Origin of the sequence: Streptomyces sp. NPDC001351 (assembly GCF_042896045.1) — a bacterium.
Taxonomy (GTDB): Bacteria; Actinomycetota; Actinomycetes; order Streptomycetales; family Streptomycetaceae; genus Streptomyces.
In genome coordinates this window covers 669,727-686,141 of sequence record NZ_JBIAWS010000006.1, presented here as the reverse complement: position 1 = coordinate 686,141, position 16,415 = coordinate 669,727, and the positions used below count along the sequence as shown (strand labels likewise).

At 72.5% G+C, this 16,415-nt stretch carries 13 protein-coding genes; 5 read left to right on the top strand and 8 right to left on the bottom strand.

The features are described from left to right. Positions 1–153: 153 nt before the first annotated feature. From ACFY1U_RS25360 to ACFY1U_RS25345, 4 genes are all read right to left on the bottom strand, one after another. The gene (locus ACFY1U_RS25360) at positions 154–1,182 is read right to left on the bottom strand and encodes a cupredoxin family copper-binding protein (protein ID WP_390696401.1); all 1,029 of its coding nucleotides are present in this window, start codon (positions 1,180–1,182) and stop codon (positions 154–156) included. Positions 1,183–1,243: 61 nt separating this feature from the next. Then, positions 1,244–2,578, bottom strand: a complete 1,335-nt coding sequence (locus tag ACFY1U_RS25355) for a CopD family protein (RefSeq protein ID WP_390696400.1) — start codon at positions 2,576–2,578, stop codon at positions 1,244–1,246. Further along, entirely contained in the window at positions 2,575–3,186 is a 612-nt protein-coding gene (locus ACFY1U_RS25350; RefSeq protein WP_390696399.1) for a hypothetical protein, read from the bottom strand. Before ACFY1U_RS25350 ends, ACFY1U_RS25355 begins: the two co-directional genes overlap by 4 nt. Positions 3,187–3,428: 242 nt before the next feature. Beyond that, on the bottom strand, positions 3,429–4,082 hold the full coding sequence (locus ACFY1U_RS25345; RefSeq protein WP_390696398.1) for a helix-turn-helix transcriptional regulator: 654 nt from the start codon (positions 4,080–4,082) through the stop codon (positions 3,429–3,431). A 104-nt stretch (positions 4,083–4,186) separates the two neighbouring features. Here ACFY1U_RS25345 and ACFY1U_RS25340 point away from each other — a divergent pair, with 104 nt between their 5' ends. The 3 genes from ACFY1U_RS25340 to ACFY1U_RS25330 all read left to right on the top strand — a co-directional run bounded on the left by ACFY1U_RS25340 (position 4,187) and on the right by ACFY1U_RS25330 (position 10,003). Further along, entirely contained in the window at positions 4,187–4,723 is a 537-nt protein-coding gene (locus tag ACFY1U_RS25340) for a DUF2231 domain-containing protein (protein WP_390696397.1), read from the top strand. Positions 4,724–4,903: 180 nt separating this feature from the next. Continuing rightward, positions 4,904–9,013, top strand: coding sequence for a molybdopterin-dependent oxidoreductase (locus ACFY1U_RS25335; protein ID WP_390696396.1), 4,110 nt, complete (start codon positions 4,904–4,906; stop codon positions 9,011–9,013). 21 nt (positions 9,014–9,034) lie between these two features. Beyond that, positions 9,035–10,003 carry an XdhC family protein gene (locus ACFY1U_RS25330; RefSeq protein WP_390696395.1) on the top strand — a complete coding sequence of 323 codons (969 nt, stop codon included), beginning with the start codon at positions 9,035–9,037 and terminating at the stop codon, positions 10,001–10,003. 126 nt (positions 10,004–10,129) lie between these two features. On the opposite strand, the gene ACFY1U_RS25325 is transcribed toward ACFY1U_RS25330, so the two are convergent. From ACFY1U_RS25325 to ACFY1U_RS25315, 3 genes are all read right to left on the bottom strand, one after another. Next, the gene (locus ACFY1U_RS25325; RefSeq protein WP_390696394.1) at positions 10,130–10,768 is read right to left on the bottom strand and encodes a DUF305 domain-containing protein; all 639 of its coding nucleotides are present in this window, start codon (positions 10,766–10,768) and stop codon (positions 10,130–10,132) included. Between the two features lie 93 nt (positions 10,769–10,861). Beyond that, positions 10,862–11,254: a DUF6153 family protein gene (locus tag ACFY1U_RS25320; RefSeq protein ID WP_390696393.1), complete on the bottom strand. Its 393-nt coding sequence runs from the start codon at positions 11,252–11,254 to the stop codon at positions 10,862–10,864. 39 nt (positions 11,255–11,293) lie between these two features. Then, positions 11,294–11,752, bottom strand: a complete 459-nt coding sequence (locus tag ACFY1U_RS25315; protein WP_390696392.1) for a DUF5990 family protein — start codon at positions 11,750–11,752, stop codon at positions 11,294–11,296. Positions 11,753–11,860: 108 nt separating this feature from the next. Here ACFY1U_RS25315 and ACFY1U_RS25310 point away from each other — a divergent pair, with 108 nt between their 5' ends. Further along, on the top strand, positions 11,861–12,469 hold the full coding sequence (locus ACFY1U_RS25310) for a hypothetical protein (RefSeq protein WP_390696391.1): 609 nt from the start codon (positions 11,861–11,863) through the stop codon (positions 12,467–12,469). A gap of 39 nt (positions 12,470–12,508) precedes the next feature. Further along, positions 12,509–13,243 (top strand): YcnI family protein, encoded by a 735-nt coding sequence (locus ACFY1U_RS25305; protein WP_390696390.1) that lies wholly within the window; start codon positions 12,509–12,511, stop codon positions 13,241–13,243. 12 nt (positions 13,244–13,255) lie between these two features. Here the strand turns inward: ACFY1U_RS25305 and ACFY1U_RS25300 are convergent, their stop codons facing one another. Continuing rightward, positions 13,256–16,375 (bottom strand): FAD-binding and (Fe-S)-binding domain-containing protein, encoded by a 3,120-nt coding sequence (locus ACFY1U_RS25300; protein WP_390696389.1) that lies wholly within the window; start codon positions 16,373–16,375, stop codon positions 13,256–13,258. Positions 16,376–16,415 lie beyond the last annotated feature (40 nt).

Genomic DNA, 16,415 nt, shown 5'->3' with positions numbered 1-16,415 from the left:
CCGGGGGGGGGGGGGGCTCCCGCGGGTCCACCCGCCCCCACCCGGTGCGCGGCTGCCTGGCGGGGGCGGCGGGGGGGGGGGGGGGCGCGCCGCCCCCCCCCCCCCCGCCCCCCCCCCGCCGCGTCCTGCTGAGGGAAGCCAACAGGAGCTGGTTCAGCAGGAGTTGGTGAGGTAGTTCTCGGTCGGGGCGAGCAGGTGCTCGGCCCAGACCGTGTGCATCTTCACGTAGGCGTCGGGGTTGAGGATGTCCGCGAGCTGCTGGCCCGGGGACTCCTCCAGATGCGCCTTGTTGATGTGCTGCAGGAGCACCCCGAGGGTGTCGTCGGCGACGCTTCCGGTGCCGTTCACCGCGGGGGTGAGGATGGACTCCAGCCAGACGGTGTGCATCTTGAGGTAGCTGTCCAGCTTGAGCGCGTCCTGGACCTGCTGGCCCGGGGACTGCTCCAGGTGCGCCTTGTCGATGTGCTGCAGGATCGGCAGCAGGACCTGCTGGACGCTGACGCAGTCGCCGCCGTCGCCCCCGCCGCCGGTACCGCCGGAGCTGCTGCCCCCGCCGGTCGACCCGCCGGTGGAGCCGCCGGTCGAGCCACCCGTGCCGCCGCCGGTCGAACCGCCCGTGGAGCCGCCCGTGGAGCCTCCGGTCGAGCCGCCGGAGCTGCCTCCCGTGGAGCCGCCGGTGGAGCCGCCCGAGCCGCCGCCGCTGTTCGCGACCACGGTGATCGACGCCGTCATGTCCGGGTGGACCGCGCAGTAGTAGTCGTATGTACCGGCCTTGGTGAAGGTGTACGACCAGCTGTCGCCCTTCTGCAGGGTGCCGGAGTCGAACTTGGCGGGGCCGCTGCTGGTGGTGACCGTGTGCGGGGCGGAGTCCTCGTTGACCCACTTCACCGTGTCGCCGACCTTCACCGTCAGCTTCGGCTGGGCGAACTTGTAGTTCTTGATCTCGATGGTGTGGTCGGCCGCCGCGGCCTTGCCGGAGGAGTGGTCCATGTCCGACATCGACTTGGCCTCGGCCGCCGGGGCGGCGGTCTGCGGGGCCGCGGCCCCGGCGGACGCCTGGAGCAGGCCGAGGCCGGCCACGGCGGCCAGGCCGGCGCCGAGGCCGGTGGCCAGCAGCACCCGGTTGCCCGCACGGGAGCTCCGGTGGTGCGGCGCGGGTGCGGTGGTTTCCTCTGTGTGCATGGTGGTGCTTCTCCCTTGTGAGTTCCCTGGTGAGGGGAGAGGGGTGGGACAGGGGTGCGGGTCAGCGGCCGGGAGCGGACGTGACCAGCAGACTCGTCGCGGCGAGTACGACGAGGACGAGCCCCGTCTCGGCCGCGACCGAGTGGACGAAGGGCCGCACGGTGGCGCGGTCGCCGCGCAGCAGTACGGCGATGTCGAGCCGCGTCCGCACCCAGCCGCGGCTGCGCTGGGCGATCAGCAACACGGCGGCCAGTACGGCGAGTTTGAGCAGCAGCAGCCGCCCGTAGCCGGTGTGGAACAGGGCGTCGAAGGACCCGACCACCTGCCAGGTCAGCACCGCCCCCGCCGCCACGATCGCCGCGACCGACACCCCGGCGAGCGTGGAGTAGCCGGTCACGACGGCCGACAGTTCGTCGGGGCGGCGCCGGGGCAGCACCCCGAGCAGCAGCACCGTCAGACCGCCGAGCCACAGCGAGACGCCGAGCAGATGGACCAGGTCTGCCACCGCCCCCCAACCGGGGTGTGTGCCCTCGGAGTTGTGGCCGGTCATGCTCGTGGTCCGCAGCAGCCCGAGGCCGACGGCGAGCGCGCCGACGCGCCAGCCGGGCGACCGTGCGGTGCGGTCCCCGCCCTGCAGCAGGGCGGCCAGCGCGACGGCGGCGAGCACCCACATCAGCACCCGGCAGGCGGCCACCACACCGACCTCGGTGTTCAGCAGGTCGGTGTAGGTGCCGGGCCGGAGCACGTCGCCGAGCGTGCCCATCGTTCCGTACGCGCCCTGGAGTCCGGGCGCGAGCAGACTCGCCGCGAGACCGGCGGCCCAGGAGAGCGTGAGGACACGGCGGGTACGGCGGTCCCACGCGCCCTGCGGCCAGAGCAGCGCGAGGAACGCCAGACCGCCGACGAACAGGGCGAGGGAGAGATAGCCGGCCCAGCGGACGGCGACCCAGGCGGAGCGCACCGTCTCGGACGGTTGCGGGGCCGGCGCTGCTTCGGCCGGGTGGCCCGCCCTCGCGGTGAGGCGGAAGGAGAGCTTCCCGGAGGTGAGATGACCGTCCTCCATGTCAAGTACCTGCCAGACCAGGGTCAGATCGCCCCGGTCCTTGCTCTGTTCCTGCTGCGAGATCTTCGGGACGGTGACCTCGACGGCGTCGCTGCCTTGGCCGCCCCGGGACACGGCCAGCTGCTTGCCGGCCGCCTTGATGTGCACGTCGGCCGGTTCGACCGGCTCGCTGAAGGTGAGCCGCACGGTGGCGGGGGTGTTCCGGAGCAGGGCGCCGTCCTTCGGCGCGGAGGACTCCAGCTCCGTGTGGGCCGAGGCCGGGGGTGCCGCGAACAGCAGGGCCGCGAGCACGGTCAGGAGGAGGGCGAGCAGAGACGGGGCGCGGCGTCTCACGGAAGTACCTCCGGGATGACCGAGGGCGAGGCGGCGACACCGACGCACAGTGAGGAGAGGGCGCCGGCCGACGACGGGGACGGGGAGGGCGACGGACTCGGGGAGGCCGGGGTCAAAAGCCCGTCCAGCAGGCCGGTGACGGGAGTGGCCACGCCGTTCAACAGCGGCTGAACGAGGTGGACTTCACCCTCGTCGCAGTTGCCCGAGGGCGTGGGGGCCGGAGTGGGAGAAGGCGAGGGGCCGGTGGTGGGTCCGCCCTCCGATCCGCCGGAACCGTGATGGTGACCGCTTTCCCCGCCCGCGGGCGGCAGGCCGCCCGTTGCGGGAATTCCGGCGTCATTGCCGCCCGGCCCATAGCCGCCCGCCGCCCCGGAGCCGTAATTCCCGGCGGCGGTGTCGGGAGGACCGGTTGCGGAGCGGGCCGTTGGTTGATGCGGTGGGGAAGAGGCCCCGGACGCGGGCGGGGACGCGGTGTCGATCGTCGTCGGTGCCTGGGCGCCGATGCCCGAGGCGTATCCGAGGACCACCACGACGGCCGCGACGAGCGCGCCCGCGACGATCTCATCGCGATGGTCTGCTGGCCAGGTCCCCCTGGCAAAGAAGGACATGGTCCCTCCTGACGCTGTGCGTGAACGGCGGTGACGAGGAGTGCACCGGTGTGACGATTCCCGTCCGCTACGCGTCAGTTAATCGATGGTTTCATTGCCTCATTTCCGACCGGGCAGTCACTGTGAGAACGGACCTCACCGCCCCAATGCACGCATTGCATTCCGGTGGTGTTCCGTGGAGAAAACGAAGGGATCGTGAATTCGAACGCGCACGGCATTTTCCTGCCGGCTCTCGCAGGTTCTTATCGTTCGGTGTGCAACTCGACGCAGCAGATACCGGGTTGAGGGGTCAGTACGGCGGTCGTCTCGGGATGGCCGGACGCGGCGAGACAGGCGCGCAGGAAGGCGTGGTTCATGCCGCAGATCAGATCGGGTGCCTGTGCGGCGACCGGATGGAACGGGCAGTTGTGCAGCACCGTGCGCCCGGCTCCCTCCTCGGCGGGTTCGAATCCGAGCGATTCCAGGGCGGCCATGATGTCGCCGTCCCGGGCCTCGGCGCCGACGGCCGCGCCCCTTTCCCCGGCCACGCGCAAAGCCGCCTCCTGCGCGTTCTCCCCCTGCTTCTGAGCCGTCAGGGCCTCGGTCAGGAGCGAGGCCAGCAGGTCGTGGCGGCGCGGGGGGAGGCTCAGGGAGAGGGTGTGCGGGGCGGGCTCGTACACCTTCGGTGCGCGGCCGACCCGGCGCGGGCCGTGCCCGCCGTGCCGGGACTGCAGCAGGCCCGAAGCCACCAGCTTGTCGAGGTGGAAGGCCGCGAGCTTGCGGGAGATCCCGACCGCCGCCGAGGCCTCCTCCCGGGTCACCGGCCGCCGGGCCCGCCGTACGAAGTCCAGCAGCCGGCGCCGTGACTCGTCGCCGAGGACGGCGAGCGCGGAGATGGGGTCGGAGCCGGAGGTCACGGGCTCACGGTAACTCCGATTCGGGGTACTCGGTGTCAGCGGTTGACCTCCGCGCGAATAAGACCAACACTTGTTGGTGAAACGCCTCTCAGGTGAGGTGGCCCATGACGGTCGACAGTGAGCTACGTCAGGCGAAGCAGCCGGTCAGCGCTGCGCTGGCGGGCCCGTACGGACATCCGTTCCATCCGATCCTGGTCACCGTGCCGATCGGGGCCTGGGTGTGCAGCCTGGTCTTCGACATCGCCTCCAAGATCGTCGACCGGCCGGGTTTCCTGACCCATGGTTCGGCCTGGCTGATCGCGATCGGTGTGCTCGGCGCCCTGGTGGCGGCGAGCGTCGGCCTCCTCGACCTGTTCGCCATCCCCACCGGGACACCGGCCTTCCGTACGGCGCTGGTGCACATGGCACTGAACCTCGCCGTGACCGCGGCATACGCGGCCGGTTTCGCCTGGCGTCAGGGCGACGGCTACGCGGGAGGGCAGAGCGTCGGCAACGGGCAGCTGACACTCTCCGCCGTCGCCCTGGCCGCCCTCGGTGTCTCCGGATACCTGGGCGGCAGGCTCGCCTACCGCTACGGCGTCCGCGTGGCCGCCGAGTCCGTGCAGACGGAGGGGTACCGCAGTACCCGTACGACACCCTGACCGCAGCTGACTCCCACACCCCGAGCCGCTCCCCGGAAGACCTCTCACACCGCCTGCCCGACCCCTGTGCGCCCGGCGTAACCCCTGTTGAACGGCCCAGGAGACATCGGTGTAATGGGTATTTCGTACCGTCACGGAAGCTCCACCCGTACGGGACGATCATGAGAGGCAGGGGTGCCCGTGGCCGCGCCGGACTCGCGGAACGCCGACACGACGACGGCGACGAAGGTGCGGACGGTCTGCTCGTACTGCGGGGTGGGCTGCGGCATCGTGCTGGACGTCGGGTTCGGACCGGACGGACGCCGTAGGGTCCTGAAGGCGTCCGGCGACAAGGAGCACCCCGCGAACTTCGGCCGCCTCTGCACCAAGGGCGCGACCACCGCCGACCTGCTCGCCGCGCCCGGCCGGCTGACCACGGCCCTGGTCCGGCACGAGCGGGGCGAGGAGCCCGTGCCGGACGCCGTCGGCGCGGCCGTCAGGGAGACGGCCCGGCGCCTTCGCGCGATCGTCGACGAGCACGGGCCGGACGCGATCGCCTTCTACGTCTCCGGGCAGATGGGCCTGGAGGCGCAGTACCTGGCGAACAAGCTGGCCAAGGGGTTCGTGCGGACCAACCAGATCGAGTCGAACTCACGGCTGTGCATGGCCAGTGCCGGCACCGGCTACAAGCTGTCGCTCGGCGCCGACGGACCGCCCGGCTCGTACCAGGACCTCGACAGCGCCGACCTCTTCTTCGTCATCGGCTCCAACATGGCCGACTGCCACCCGATCCTCTTCCTGCGCATGAGGGAACGGGTGAAATCGGCCGGCGCCAAGCTCGTCGTCGTCGACCCGCGCCGCACCGCCACCGCCGAGAAGGCCGACCTGTTCCTGCAGATCAAGCCGGGAACCGACCTCGCGCTGCTGAACGGCCTGCTGCACCTCCTGTACGAGAACGGTCACACGGACCCCGAGTTCATCGCCCGGTACACCGACGGCTGGGAGGAGATGCCCGCCTTCCTCGCCGACTACCCGCCCGCCACCGTTGCCCGGATCACCGGCATCCCGGAGGACGACATCCGGGAGGCCGCCCGGCTGATCGGCGAGGCGGGGGAGTGGACCAGCTGCTGGACCATGGGCCTCAACCAGTCCACGCACGGCACCTGGAACACCAACGCCCTGGTCAACCTGCATCTCGCGACGGGTGCGATCTGCCGGCCGGGCAGCGGCCCGTTCTCCCTCACCGGCCAGCCCAACGCCATGGGGGGCCGCGAGATGGGCTACATGGGCCCCGGTCTCCCCGGCCAGCGGTCCGTGCTCGTCGACGAGGAGCGGGCGTTCGTAGAGGAACTCTGGGAGCTGGAACCCGGCACCATCCGCGCCGACGGGGTCGGCAAGGGCACCGTCGAGATGTTCCAGAAGATGGCCGACGGCGAGATCAAGGCCTGCTGGATCATCTGCACCAACCCCGTCGCCTCCGTCGGCAACCGCAAGACGGTGATCGAAGGCCTGGAGGCAGCCGAGTTCGTCGTCACCCAGGACGTCTTCGCCGACACCGAGACCAACGCGTACGCCGACATCGTCCTGCCCGCCGCCCTGTGGACCGAGACCGAGGGCGTCCTCATCAACAGCGAGCGCAACCTCACCCTCGCCCGGCCCGCCGCCGACCCGCCCGGCGAGGCCACGGCGGACTGGCGGATCATCGCCGCCGTCGCACGGGAGATGGGCTATGAGAAGGGCTTCTCGTACGACAGCGCCGAGGAGATCTTCGAGGAGATCAAGCAGGCCTGGAACCCGAAGACCGGCTGGGACCTGCGCGGGGTGACGTACGAGCGGCTCCGCGGGGCCCCCGTGCAGTGGCCCGCCGCGAGCGAGGACGGGCCCGACCGCAACCCCGTCCGCTACGTCGGCGAGGACGGCTCCCTCACCTTCCCCACCGCGAGCGGCCGTGCCGCCTTCTTCGCCCGTCCGCACCTCCCGGCCGCCGAAATGCCCGACGACGACTACCCGTTCGTACTGAACACCGGGCGGCTGCAGCACCAGTGGCACACGCTGACCAAGACGGCGAAGGTGCCCAAGCTGAACAAGCTCAACCCCGGACCGTTCGTGGAGCTGCACCCGCAGGACGCCGCCGCACTCGGCGTCGGCGACGGTGACTCGGTGGAGGTCGCATCGCGGCGCGGCCGGGCCGTGCTGCCCGCGGTGGTCACCGACCGGGTGCGGCCCGGGAGCTGCTTCGCGCCCTTCCACTGGAACGACCTGTTCGGCGAGTACCTGAGCGTCAACGCCGTGACGGGCGACGCCGTCGACCCGCTGTCCTTCCAGCCGGAGCTGAAGGTGTGCGCGGTGTCGCTGACCAAGGTGTCGACTCCGGTGACGGTGCGAACTCCGGGCGCGGAAGCGGCAGTTGAGGCGGCACCGGTTACGGTTCCCGCTTCTGATCCCTTCGGGCTCGCGCCCGCCCCGCCGCCCGTGCTCACCGCGCAGGAACGGCAGTACCTCGTCGGGTTCCTCGCCGGCATCCCCTCCGGTGCCCCGGGCGTGCCGGTGCTGCCGGCCTCCGCGCCCTTCAGCCCCGAGCACGCCCTGTGGGTCAACGGGGTGCTGGCCGGCATGTACTCGCGGGCCGCCGACACGGCCGTACCGACCCCGTCGTCACCCGGCCGTGAGGTCGTGATCCTCTGGGCCTCGCAGACCGGCAACGCCGAGGAGTTCGCCGCCGCCGTCGCCGAGCGGGTCAAGTCCCACGGGCACGCCGCCTCCCTGCTGGGCATGGACGAGGCCGACCCCGCCGCACTGCCCTCCGGCGCCGACCTGCTCCTGGTCACCAGCACCTTCGGCGACGGCGACGCACCCGACAACGGCAGCGGGTTCTGGGAGACGCTGACCGCGCCCGACACCCCGCGCATGGAGGGACGGCGTTTCGCCGTCCTCGCCTTCGGCGACTCCTCCTACGACGACTTCTGCGGCCACGGCCGCCGCCTCGACCAGCGCCTCGACGAGCTCGGCGGGCTGCGCCTCGCCCCGCGCACGGACTGCGAGCCCGACTACGAGGACGCGGCACACGCGTGGCTCGACCAGGTGCTCACGGCCCTGTCCGGTACGCCGGAACGGCCGGCCCTCGCTCCGGCGGCCCCGCCCGCCCCCGCCCCGCGCACGAAGAAACCCGCCCCCGCCCCGCGCACGAAGAAACCCGCCCCCGTCACCGCCCGCCTCACCGGCAACCGTCTCCTCAGCCTTCCCGGGGCCGGCAAGGAGGTCCGCCGGTTCACCTTCGACACCCGCGACAGCGAGACCCCACTCCTCTACGAGGCGGGCGACGCGCTCGGCGTCCGGCCCCTCAACTCACCTGAGCTGGTGGCCGAGTGGCTGGCCGTCACCGGCCTGGACGCGGAGACGGCGGTCGAGGTGAAGGGCGCCGGCGAGGTCCCCCTCGGCGAGGCCCTGCTCCGGCACCTCGACATCACCCGCGTCAGCCCCGACCTGCTCCGCTTCGTCGCCGAACGGGCCCGCGACCCAAGGGAGCTGAAGAAGCTGCTGCGCCCCGACAACAAGGGCGAGCTGGCGAAGTGGTCCTGGGGCCGGCAGGCCGTGGACGTGGTCGCCGAGCACCGGGTCGGGGCCGACGCCCAGGAGTGGGCCGACGCGCTGGGCCGCCTGCGGCCACGCCAGTACTCCATATCGTCCAGCCCGCTGACCGACCCCCACCTGGTCTCGCTGACCGTCTCCGTCGTCCGCTACGAGAACCTGCGCGGCCGCCCCCGCCAGGGCGTCTGCTCCCCCTTCCTGGCCGACGCCGGGCAGGGCACCCCCGTACCGGTGCACGTCCAGCGCTCCGCACACTTCCGCCCGCCCGCCGACCCCGTCACCCCGATGGTCATGGTCGGCCCCGGCACCGGCGTCGCCCCCTTCCTCGGCTTCCTGGAACAGCGTCGCGCGCTCGGCCACCGTGGCCCGAACTGGCTGTTCTTCGGCGAGCAGCACCGGGCCACCGACTTCTACTACGAGGAGGAGCTCACCGCCTTCCTCGCCGACGGCACCCTGGCCCGCCTGGACACCGCCTTCTCCCGCGACCAGCGCGCCAAGGTCTACGTCCAGGACCGGATGCGCGAACACGGCCCGCTGCTGTGGTCCTGGCTCCAGGACGGCGCCCACTTCTACGTCTGCGGCGACGCCTCCCGCATGGCCAAGGACGTCGACCAGGCCCTGCGCGACATCGCGGTGCTGCACGGCGGCCTGGACGAGGCGGGCGCGACGGCGTACTGCAAGCAACTCGCGAGCGAGAAGCGCTACGTCAGGGACGTGTACTGACCTGCGGACTAAGCTGGATCCATGCGTGATGTGGCCGGTACGGCAGCACAGTGGGCGGCGGAGGGCCGCGCGGCCGTCCTTGCGCGACCGCTCAGCGAGCGCGGTTTCGGGCCGCGGCATCCGGCCGACGCGATCCTCGTCGACGAGGACGGGCACTGCCACGGCCGGCTCTACCGGGGCGCCTTCGACCGGCAGCTGGTCGCCGAGGCGGCCTCGCTTCCGCCCGGTCACACCGCCCGGGTGGTCGCGGTGGCCGTGCACGAGGACGGTGTGAAGGAGGCAGGGCTGACCTGCGGCGGGCAGGCCGAGATCCTTCTCCAGCCCCTGGCCGCCGTTCCGGCCCGCTGGTGGGAGCTGCTCGGTGCGGGAGCCGACGCGGCGCTGGTGACCTGGCTGGACGAGCGGCGTACGCATGCCGTCAGCGCCGTCGTGACCCCGGACGACAGGGCCGACGGCCCGGACGTGCCGCCCCAGGCCGCCGCCAGTGCCCGTGACCTGCTCGCCCGCCACCGCGCCGGGCGTGAGGTGCACGCGACCGAGGCCGGACTCTGTCTCGTCGAGACCTGCCCCGCCGTCCCCCACCTCGTCATCGTCGGCGGCGGCGAACTCGCCGAACTCCTGGTCGCCCAGGCCGGGTTGCTCGGCTGGCAGGCCACGGTGACGTCGGTCGCCCGGGACGCGGGCAAGGTGCTTGTTTCGCATCCGGCCGCCACCTGCCTGATCATGCTGAGCCACGAGCCCGATGTGGACGTGCCCACTCTGCACACCGCGCTGACCTCCGGAGTCCCGTACGTCGGTGCGTTGGGCTCCCGCCATACGCAGGAGCGGCGCGCCGCCGGGCTGCTGGCGGCGGGCCTGGACGAGGGCCGGCTCGGGCGGATCCATGGGCCGATCGGGCTGGACATCGGGGCGCGTACGCCGGCCGAGACCGCCATGGCCATCTGTGCGGAGGTGCTGGCGGCGCTTTTCGCTCCGCGGGGTGCGCCGTGATGGGTCGTCTTTTGACTGCTGCGCCGTCGTGGCTGGTCGCGCCCCGCGGCGGAGCCGCATATAGATACAGCCCCGCGCCCCCTGAGGGCGGGGGAGGGGCCGGCAGCGGTCCCTCCCCCCGGGGTGTCAGCTCTTGCCGAGGAGCTTGGTCATCTCTGTGATCTCGGCGGTCTGGCCGGTGATGATGTCGTCGGCCATGGAGGTGGCGGGGGCGTAGGCCCCCTTTGACTTCTCCGTGCCGGCCATCTGCACGGCTCCCTTGTGGTGTTCGATCATCATGGTCAGGAACATGGTGTCGAACTCCGCGCCGGATGCCTTCTCCAGCTTGTCCATGTCCTTGGTGCCCATCATTCCGGCCATGCCGGAATGGGCCGAGTGGTCCATGCCGGGCATCGCCGACGGCACGCTCTGGCCCCAGGACTTCAGCCAGCCGCTCATGGTCCGGATCTCCGGGTCCTGCGCCTTCTCGATGCGCGCCGCGAGATCCTTGACCTTGGCGGACGAGGCCCGGCCGGCGGCCAGCTTCGCCATCTCCAGGGCCTGCTGGTGGTGCGGGATCATGCCCTGCGCGAAGGACACGTCCTGGGCGTTGTGGGCGGCGGTGCTCGACGAAGGCGAGGACGAGGACGAGCCGGAGGCGTGGCCGTCGTGACCGCCGCTCCCGCTGTCGCTGCTGCCGCCGCAGGCGGCGAGGACGAGCCCGGCGGTGACGGTCGCGGCCACCAGGGCGGTACGACGGGCCATGGACGTACGGGTGTTGCGCATGCTGGAACTCCTGCGTTGCTGCGTGAAAGGGATCTGGACGTGCCGAGGCGCACCGCGTCGCCGGTCGTGTGCGGACGCGGTGCCGCGTGGTGTCTAGATCCGCAGGAGCTGTAGTTCCGCCAGGGAGGGCGGCGCGCGTGCACCGTCCGGGGCCGAGCCCGCACAGGGGCAGGGGGCGTCGGAGAGCGCGGGCACGGCCACCGGGTCGGCAACCAGCGCGGGCAGCGTGGGCCCGCCGCTCAGAGCGCCGGACGCACAGGTCTGGTCGGCGTGATGGACATGGCCGCCACCACAGTCGTGGCCCGCGCAGTCATCGTGCAGGGCGACCGCAGCGGTCATGTGCGGTGCGGCGGAGTGCTCGACGACACCGCCGCCGGGCGCCAGGCCATGCATGGCGAGCAGCCCGGCCAGCAGCCCGAGCACGAGCAGCACCCGCCACCGCAGGGAAGGCGGCGGCGCGTCGCGATGCTGTGCAGGGGCTGTCACGGCGCTCATGTTACGCAGACCGCCGCGGGCTCCGGGCCCTTACCCCTGTTCCGCGCTCCAGGCGATCTGCGGCGGTACCACCCGTGCGCACAGCGGGTTTCCGCGGGCGTCGGTCAGCCGCAGCCGCCCCACCAGCAGTCCCTCGCGCACGGCGGCGCCCAGTACCTCGGCGGGCACGGCGTCCAGCATCAGCTTGGCGCGCCGGAACATGCCGAAGGCACCGGAGTCGTCGACCGTCCCCCAGGACAGATAGACGAACCGCCCGCCCGGACGCCCTTGAACACAGGGCCCCTTGACGTCCGTACCTGTGACCGTGCACCCCAGCGTCCAACTCGCGGACACGGCGTCGCCGGGCTGTGGATCGAGAAGCTCGCCCGGCCGGTCCCGGCGCTGCACGGCCACGTGGATGTCGGTATACGACGGCATGTCCCCGTCGGGCCCGCACGCACGGCCCGGCAGGTCGACGCCCTCGATACGGATGCGCAGTCCGGCCGTCACCCCGTCACCTCCTTCGCCCGGCACTTCCTGGTGGGTCTCCAGTCTGCACCTGTGCGCCGGGGGATCCGCCGGGCGCAGCCACTCCGGCGCATGGCAGGATCGGGCGCCATGACGGCGTCTCCTTCGGTACGCGCGGTGCGCGCGGCGGTGTTCGCCGCGCTGTGCGTGCTGCTCGCCGCCGGGGGGCACGCACTCGCGACCGGGACGCCACCGCCCGTGTGGGTGCAGGCCTCGGGGTTCGTACCCGTCTTCGGAGCCGGCTGTCTGCTGGGCGCCCGGGAGCGCTCGCTGGCCGCGATCGGCGCGGGCACGCTCACGGCCCAGGGCGGCCTGCACCTCGCCTTCGACGCCGTACGCCCGCACCCCATGATGCTCATGCACGGCATGTACGGCATGCAGGGCATGGGCGCCATGCCCATGGACCACTCCCACGCCCTGACCCCGCACGCCACCGCCGCCCATGTCGGCGCGGCGGTGGTGCTGACCTGGTGGCTGCGGCGCGGTGAGGCCGCGCTGTGGTCGCTGCTGCGGCGGGCGGTCACGCTCGTACCGGGCCTCGCGGCCTGGTGGCGGGTGCGCGGCGGGGCGCAGAGCCTGCCGGCCGCGCCGGACGCCGTACGCCCGGGTGCCGACGGCCCGCGGCCGCTGCGACGGCTGCTGCTGCGGCACGCGGTGCAGCGGCGCGGTCCGCCGCCGGGGATGTCGTACGCGATCTGACCTCGACATCCCTTCCTCAGTACGGAGATCAGCTCACCCATGTCCACTGCACGCACCGCCCTGCGCCGCGCCGGCACCGTGACCGCGCTGACCGCCGGCGGGCTCCTGGCCGCCGCGGGAATCGCCTCCGCACACGTCACCGTCCACCCCGAGAGCTACGCGAAGGGCGCCACGGACGGCGTCCTGACCTTCCGTGTCCCCAACGAGGAGGACACCGCGAGCACCACCAAGGTGCAGGTGTTCCTGCCCACCGACCACCCCGTCCTCGGCGTGCTCGTGTCGCCGCCGCAGAACGGCTGGACGGCGAAGGTCACCAACACGAAGTTGAAGACGCCCGTCAAGACGGACGACGGCACCATCACCGACGCCGTCTCCGAGATCACCTGGACCGGCGGCAGGATCGGCGCAGGGCAGTACCAGGACTTCAACGTCGCCTTCGGTCAACTACCCGACGACACTGACCAGTTGACCTTCAAGACCCTCCAGACGTACTCCGACGGCAAGACCGTCCGCTGGATCGACGTGGCCCAGTCCGGTGCGGACGAGCCGGAGAACCCGGCCCCGGTCCTCAAACTGACCGCCAAGGGCGCCGAGGAGGGGGCCGCCTCGGCCTCGTCGGCGGCGCCCAAGAGCGCCGGCAGCTCCACGTCGAGCGCGGCCGGCAGCGACTCCACCGCCCGCGGACTCGGTGTCGCCGGGCTGGTCGTGGGCGTACTGGGCCTGGCGGCAGCGGCGTTCGCGGTCGTCCGGGGCCGCTCCGCCAAGACCTCCTGACCGCGGCGGCCCTCACCGCCGCAGTCCGCGGGTCAGCCCCGCCACGGCGGCCGCCGCGCTCACCCCGACCCCGGCCAGGGCGAGGGACCCGGCGCGGCGGCCCGGCGGGTCCGGCCGTACGCCCGCGCCGACGCCGTAGGCGCTGCCGTGCGCACCGTCGGGCAGCGCCGAGGCCAGCAGCTCCGCGAGGTGCACCGCCTCGTGGCCGCCGCTGTCGAACTCGTGGACCTGGGTGCGGCAGCTGAAGCCGTCGGCCAGCAGGACCGTCGCCGGGTCGGTCTCGCGCAGCCGGGGCAGCAGTACGCGTTCCGCGCAGGCCTCGCTGACGTCCAGGTGGCCGCGTTCGAAGCCGAAGTTGCCCGCCAGCCCGCAGCAGCCGGACTCCAGTTGCTCCGCGTCGACGCCGGCCCGGCCGAGCAGTTCGCGGTCGGCGTCCCAGCCGAGCACGGCGTGCTGGTGGCAGTGCACCTGCGCCAGCGCCCGCGCCGAGCGGTCCGGCACCTGCGGGGGCTGGTAGCCGGGGGAGTGCTCGGTGAGCAGTTCGGCGAGCGTCACCGTCTGGTCGCGGAGCCTGCGCACGTCACGGTCGCCGGGGAAGAGCTCGCCCATGTCCGAACGGAACACGGTGGTGCAGCTCGGCTCGAGCCCTACCACCAGTCCGCCCGCCCGGACATGCCCGGCGAGACGACGCACCGTTCGGCTCAACACCCGTTCGGCGACGGCGAGTTGCCCGGTGGAGATCCACGTCAGCCCGCAGCACAGCGGTTCGCGCGGCAGCTCGACCCGCCACCCGGCGTGCTCCAGCACCTCCACGGCCGCCTGCCCGACATGCGGGTGGAAGAAGTTGGTGAAGGTGTCCGGCCACAGCAGGACGCTGCCGCGGGATCCGTCGCCGTACGACTCGCGACGGCTCGCGAACCACTGCTGCAGGGTCCGCCCCGCGAACAGCGGTATCTCCCGGTTCTCGACCCCGGCCGCCGCCACGGCCGCCCGGGACAGCGGCGGGGTGTGGGTGAGCGCGTTGACGAGCGGCCCGAGCCTGGCCCGGCCGACGGCCTGGGCGACGGCCGGCAGCCAGCCCATGGACAGGTCGGAGCGGGGCCTGCGCCAGGGCCGGCCCTCGTAGTGGTGGGACAGGAACTCCGCCTTGTAGGTCGCCATGTCCACATCGGCCGGGCAGTCCTTCTTGCAGCCCTTGCAGGCCAGACAGAGGTCGAGCGCGTCCCGTACCGCCTCCGAGCGCCAGCCGTCCCGGATCGCGCTGTCGCCGTGCCCGTCGAGCATCTCGAACAGCAGCCGCGCCCGCCCCCGCGTGGAGTGCTCCTCCTCCCGGGTCACCTGGTACGAGGGGCACATCACCGCGCCGCTCTTGTTGGTGAGCTGCCGGCACTTGCCCACGCCGACGCACCGGTTGGCGGCCTCGGCGAAGGACCCCCCGTCGCCCGGGAAGCGGAAGTGCAGGTCACGCGGGGCGTACGGGGCCCAGTCGCCGCCCAGGCGCAGGTTCTCGTCCAGCCGGTACGGCGCCACGACCTTCCCCGGGTTCATCCGGTCGAGCGGGTCGAAGACCGCCTTCAGCCGCCCGAAGGCCTCGACCAGCTCCTCGCCGAACATCCGCGGCAGCAGCTCACCGCGGCTCTGCCCGTCCCCGTGCTCCCCGGAGAAGGACCCGCCGAACTCGGCGACCAGATCGGCCGCCCGTTCCATGAACCGCCGGTAGGCGGCCACGCCGTCGGCCGAGTACAGGTCGAAGGGGATCCGGGTGTGCACACAGCCCTGCCCGAAGTGGCCGTAGAGGCTGGGCCCGGTGTCGCTGAGATACCCGAACTCGTCGTAGAGGCGGCGCAGTCGGCGCAGATAGTCGCCGAGCCGCTCCGGCGCCACCGCCGAGTCCTCCCAGCCTTCGAAGGTGTCGGGCTTGCCCGGGATGTGCGCGGTGGCGCCCAGGCCGGCCTCGCGCACCTGCCACAGCTCCTCCTCGTGGGCGGGGTCGTCGAGGAAGGCGACCTCGGCGTCGTGCTCGGACTCGTGCAGCCCGTCGAGCATCCGGTGCGCCCGCTCGTCCGCCTCCTCGACGGTGTCCCCGCCGAACTGCACCATCAGGAAGGCGTTGCCCTCGGGCATCTGGGCGCGGGCCTTCGGATTGAGGTGCTTGATCCGCTCGTCCCTGACGAGCCGCGCGTCGACGCCCTCCAGCGCCATCGGCTCGTACGGCAGGATCGCCGGTACGGCGTCGGCGGCCACGGCGATCTCCGGGAACCCGAGCACGACCAGCGTCCGTTCCTTGACCACGGGCACCAGCTCCAACTCCGCCCGCAGGACGGTGACCAGCGTCGACTCGCTGCCCACGAGCAGTCCCGCGACATCGAAGCCGTGCTCGGGCAGCAGCGAGTCCAGGTTGTAGCCGGAGACCCGGCGCGGGATGTCCGGGTAGCGGCGGCGGACCTCGTCGCCGTACCGGTCCCGCAGGGCGCGCAGCTGCCGGTAGAGGGCGGCCCGCAGATCGCCGTGCCGCTCGATCCCGGCGTACTCCTCGTCGCTCGTCTCGCCGCACCAGAAGCGGGTGCCGTCGTAGAGCAGCACCTCCAGCCGGGCGATGTTGTCGACGACCTTGCCGGTCGCCTGGGCGGTGGCGCCGCAGGAGTTGTTGCCGATCATGCCGCCGATGGTGCAGTTCATGTGGGTGGCGGGCTCGGGGCCGTAGCGCAGGCCGGTCGGGGCGAGCTGCCGGTTCAGTTCGTCGAGGACGATGCCCGGCTGGACGACACAGGTGCGGGCCTCGGGGTCCACGGACTCCAGCCGGTGGCAGTACTTCGACCAGTCGATCACCACGCCCGCGTTGGTGCACTGCCCGGCGAGGCTGGTCCCGCCGCCGCGCGACAGGACGGGCGCGTCGTGCTCGCGGGCGACGGCCACCGCCTCCGCGGCCGCTTCCGGGGTGCGGGGCACGACGACGCCGATCGGGGTCTGCCGGAAGTTGGAGGCGTCGGTGGAGTACGCGGCCCGGCTCCCGGCGTCGAAGCGGATTTCGCCGTCGACCCTCTCACGCAGCGCGGCCTCCAGCCCCGCCGTGTCGACCGGCGGCGCGGCTCCGCTGCGGACGACGGGTTCGGGCAGGTCCAGTGCGCCCATGGAGCCCTCCTGCGATCGCCGGCACGGGACCGCCGAGTAC

Bases quoted from the DNA above. Each gene is read 5' to 3' on its own strand.
- ACFY1U_RS25360 (WP_390696401.1), bottom strand. From the start codon at position 1,182: ATGCACACAGAGGAAACCACCGCACCCGCGCCGCACCACCGGAGCTCC.
- ACFY1U_RS25350 (WP_390696399.1), bottom strand. From the start codon at position 3,186: ATGTCCTTCTTTGCCAGGGGGACCTGGCCAGCAGACCATCGCGATGAG.
- ACFY1U_RS25340 (WP_390696397.1), top strand. From the start codon at position 4,187: ATGACGGTCGACAGTGAGCTACGTCAGGCGAAGCAGCCGGTCAGCGCT.
- ACFY1U_RS25330 (WP_390696395.1), top strand. From the start codon at position 9,035: ATGCGTGATGTGGCCGGTACGGCAGCACAGTGGGCGGCGGAGGGCCGC.
- ACFY1U_RS25325 (WP_390696394.1), bottom strand. From the start codon at position 10,768: ATGCGCAACACCCGTACGTCCATGGCCCGTCGTACCGCCCTGGTGGCC.
- ACFY1U_RS25310 (WP_390696391.1), top strand. From the start codon at position 11,861: ATGACGGCGTCTCCTTCGGTACGCGCGGTGCGCGCGGCGGTGTTCGCC.
- ACFY1U_RS25305 (WP_390696390.1), top strand. From the start codon at position 12,509: ATGTCCACTGCACGCACCGCCCTGCGCCGCGCCGGCACCGTGACCGCG.
- ACFY1U_RS25300 (WP_390696389.1), bottom strand. From the start codon at position 16,375: ATGGGCGCACTGGACCTGCCCGAACCCGTCGTCCGCAGCGGAGCCGCG.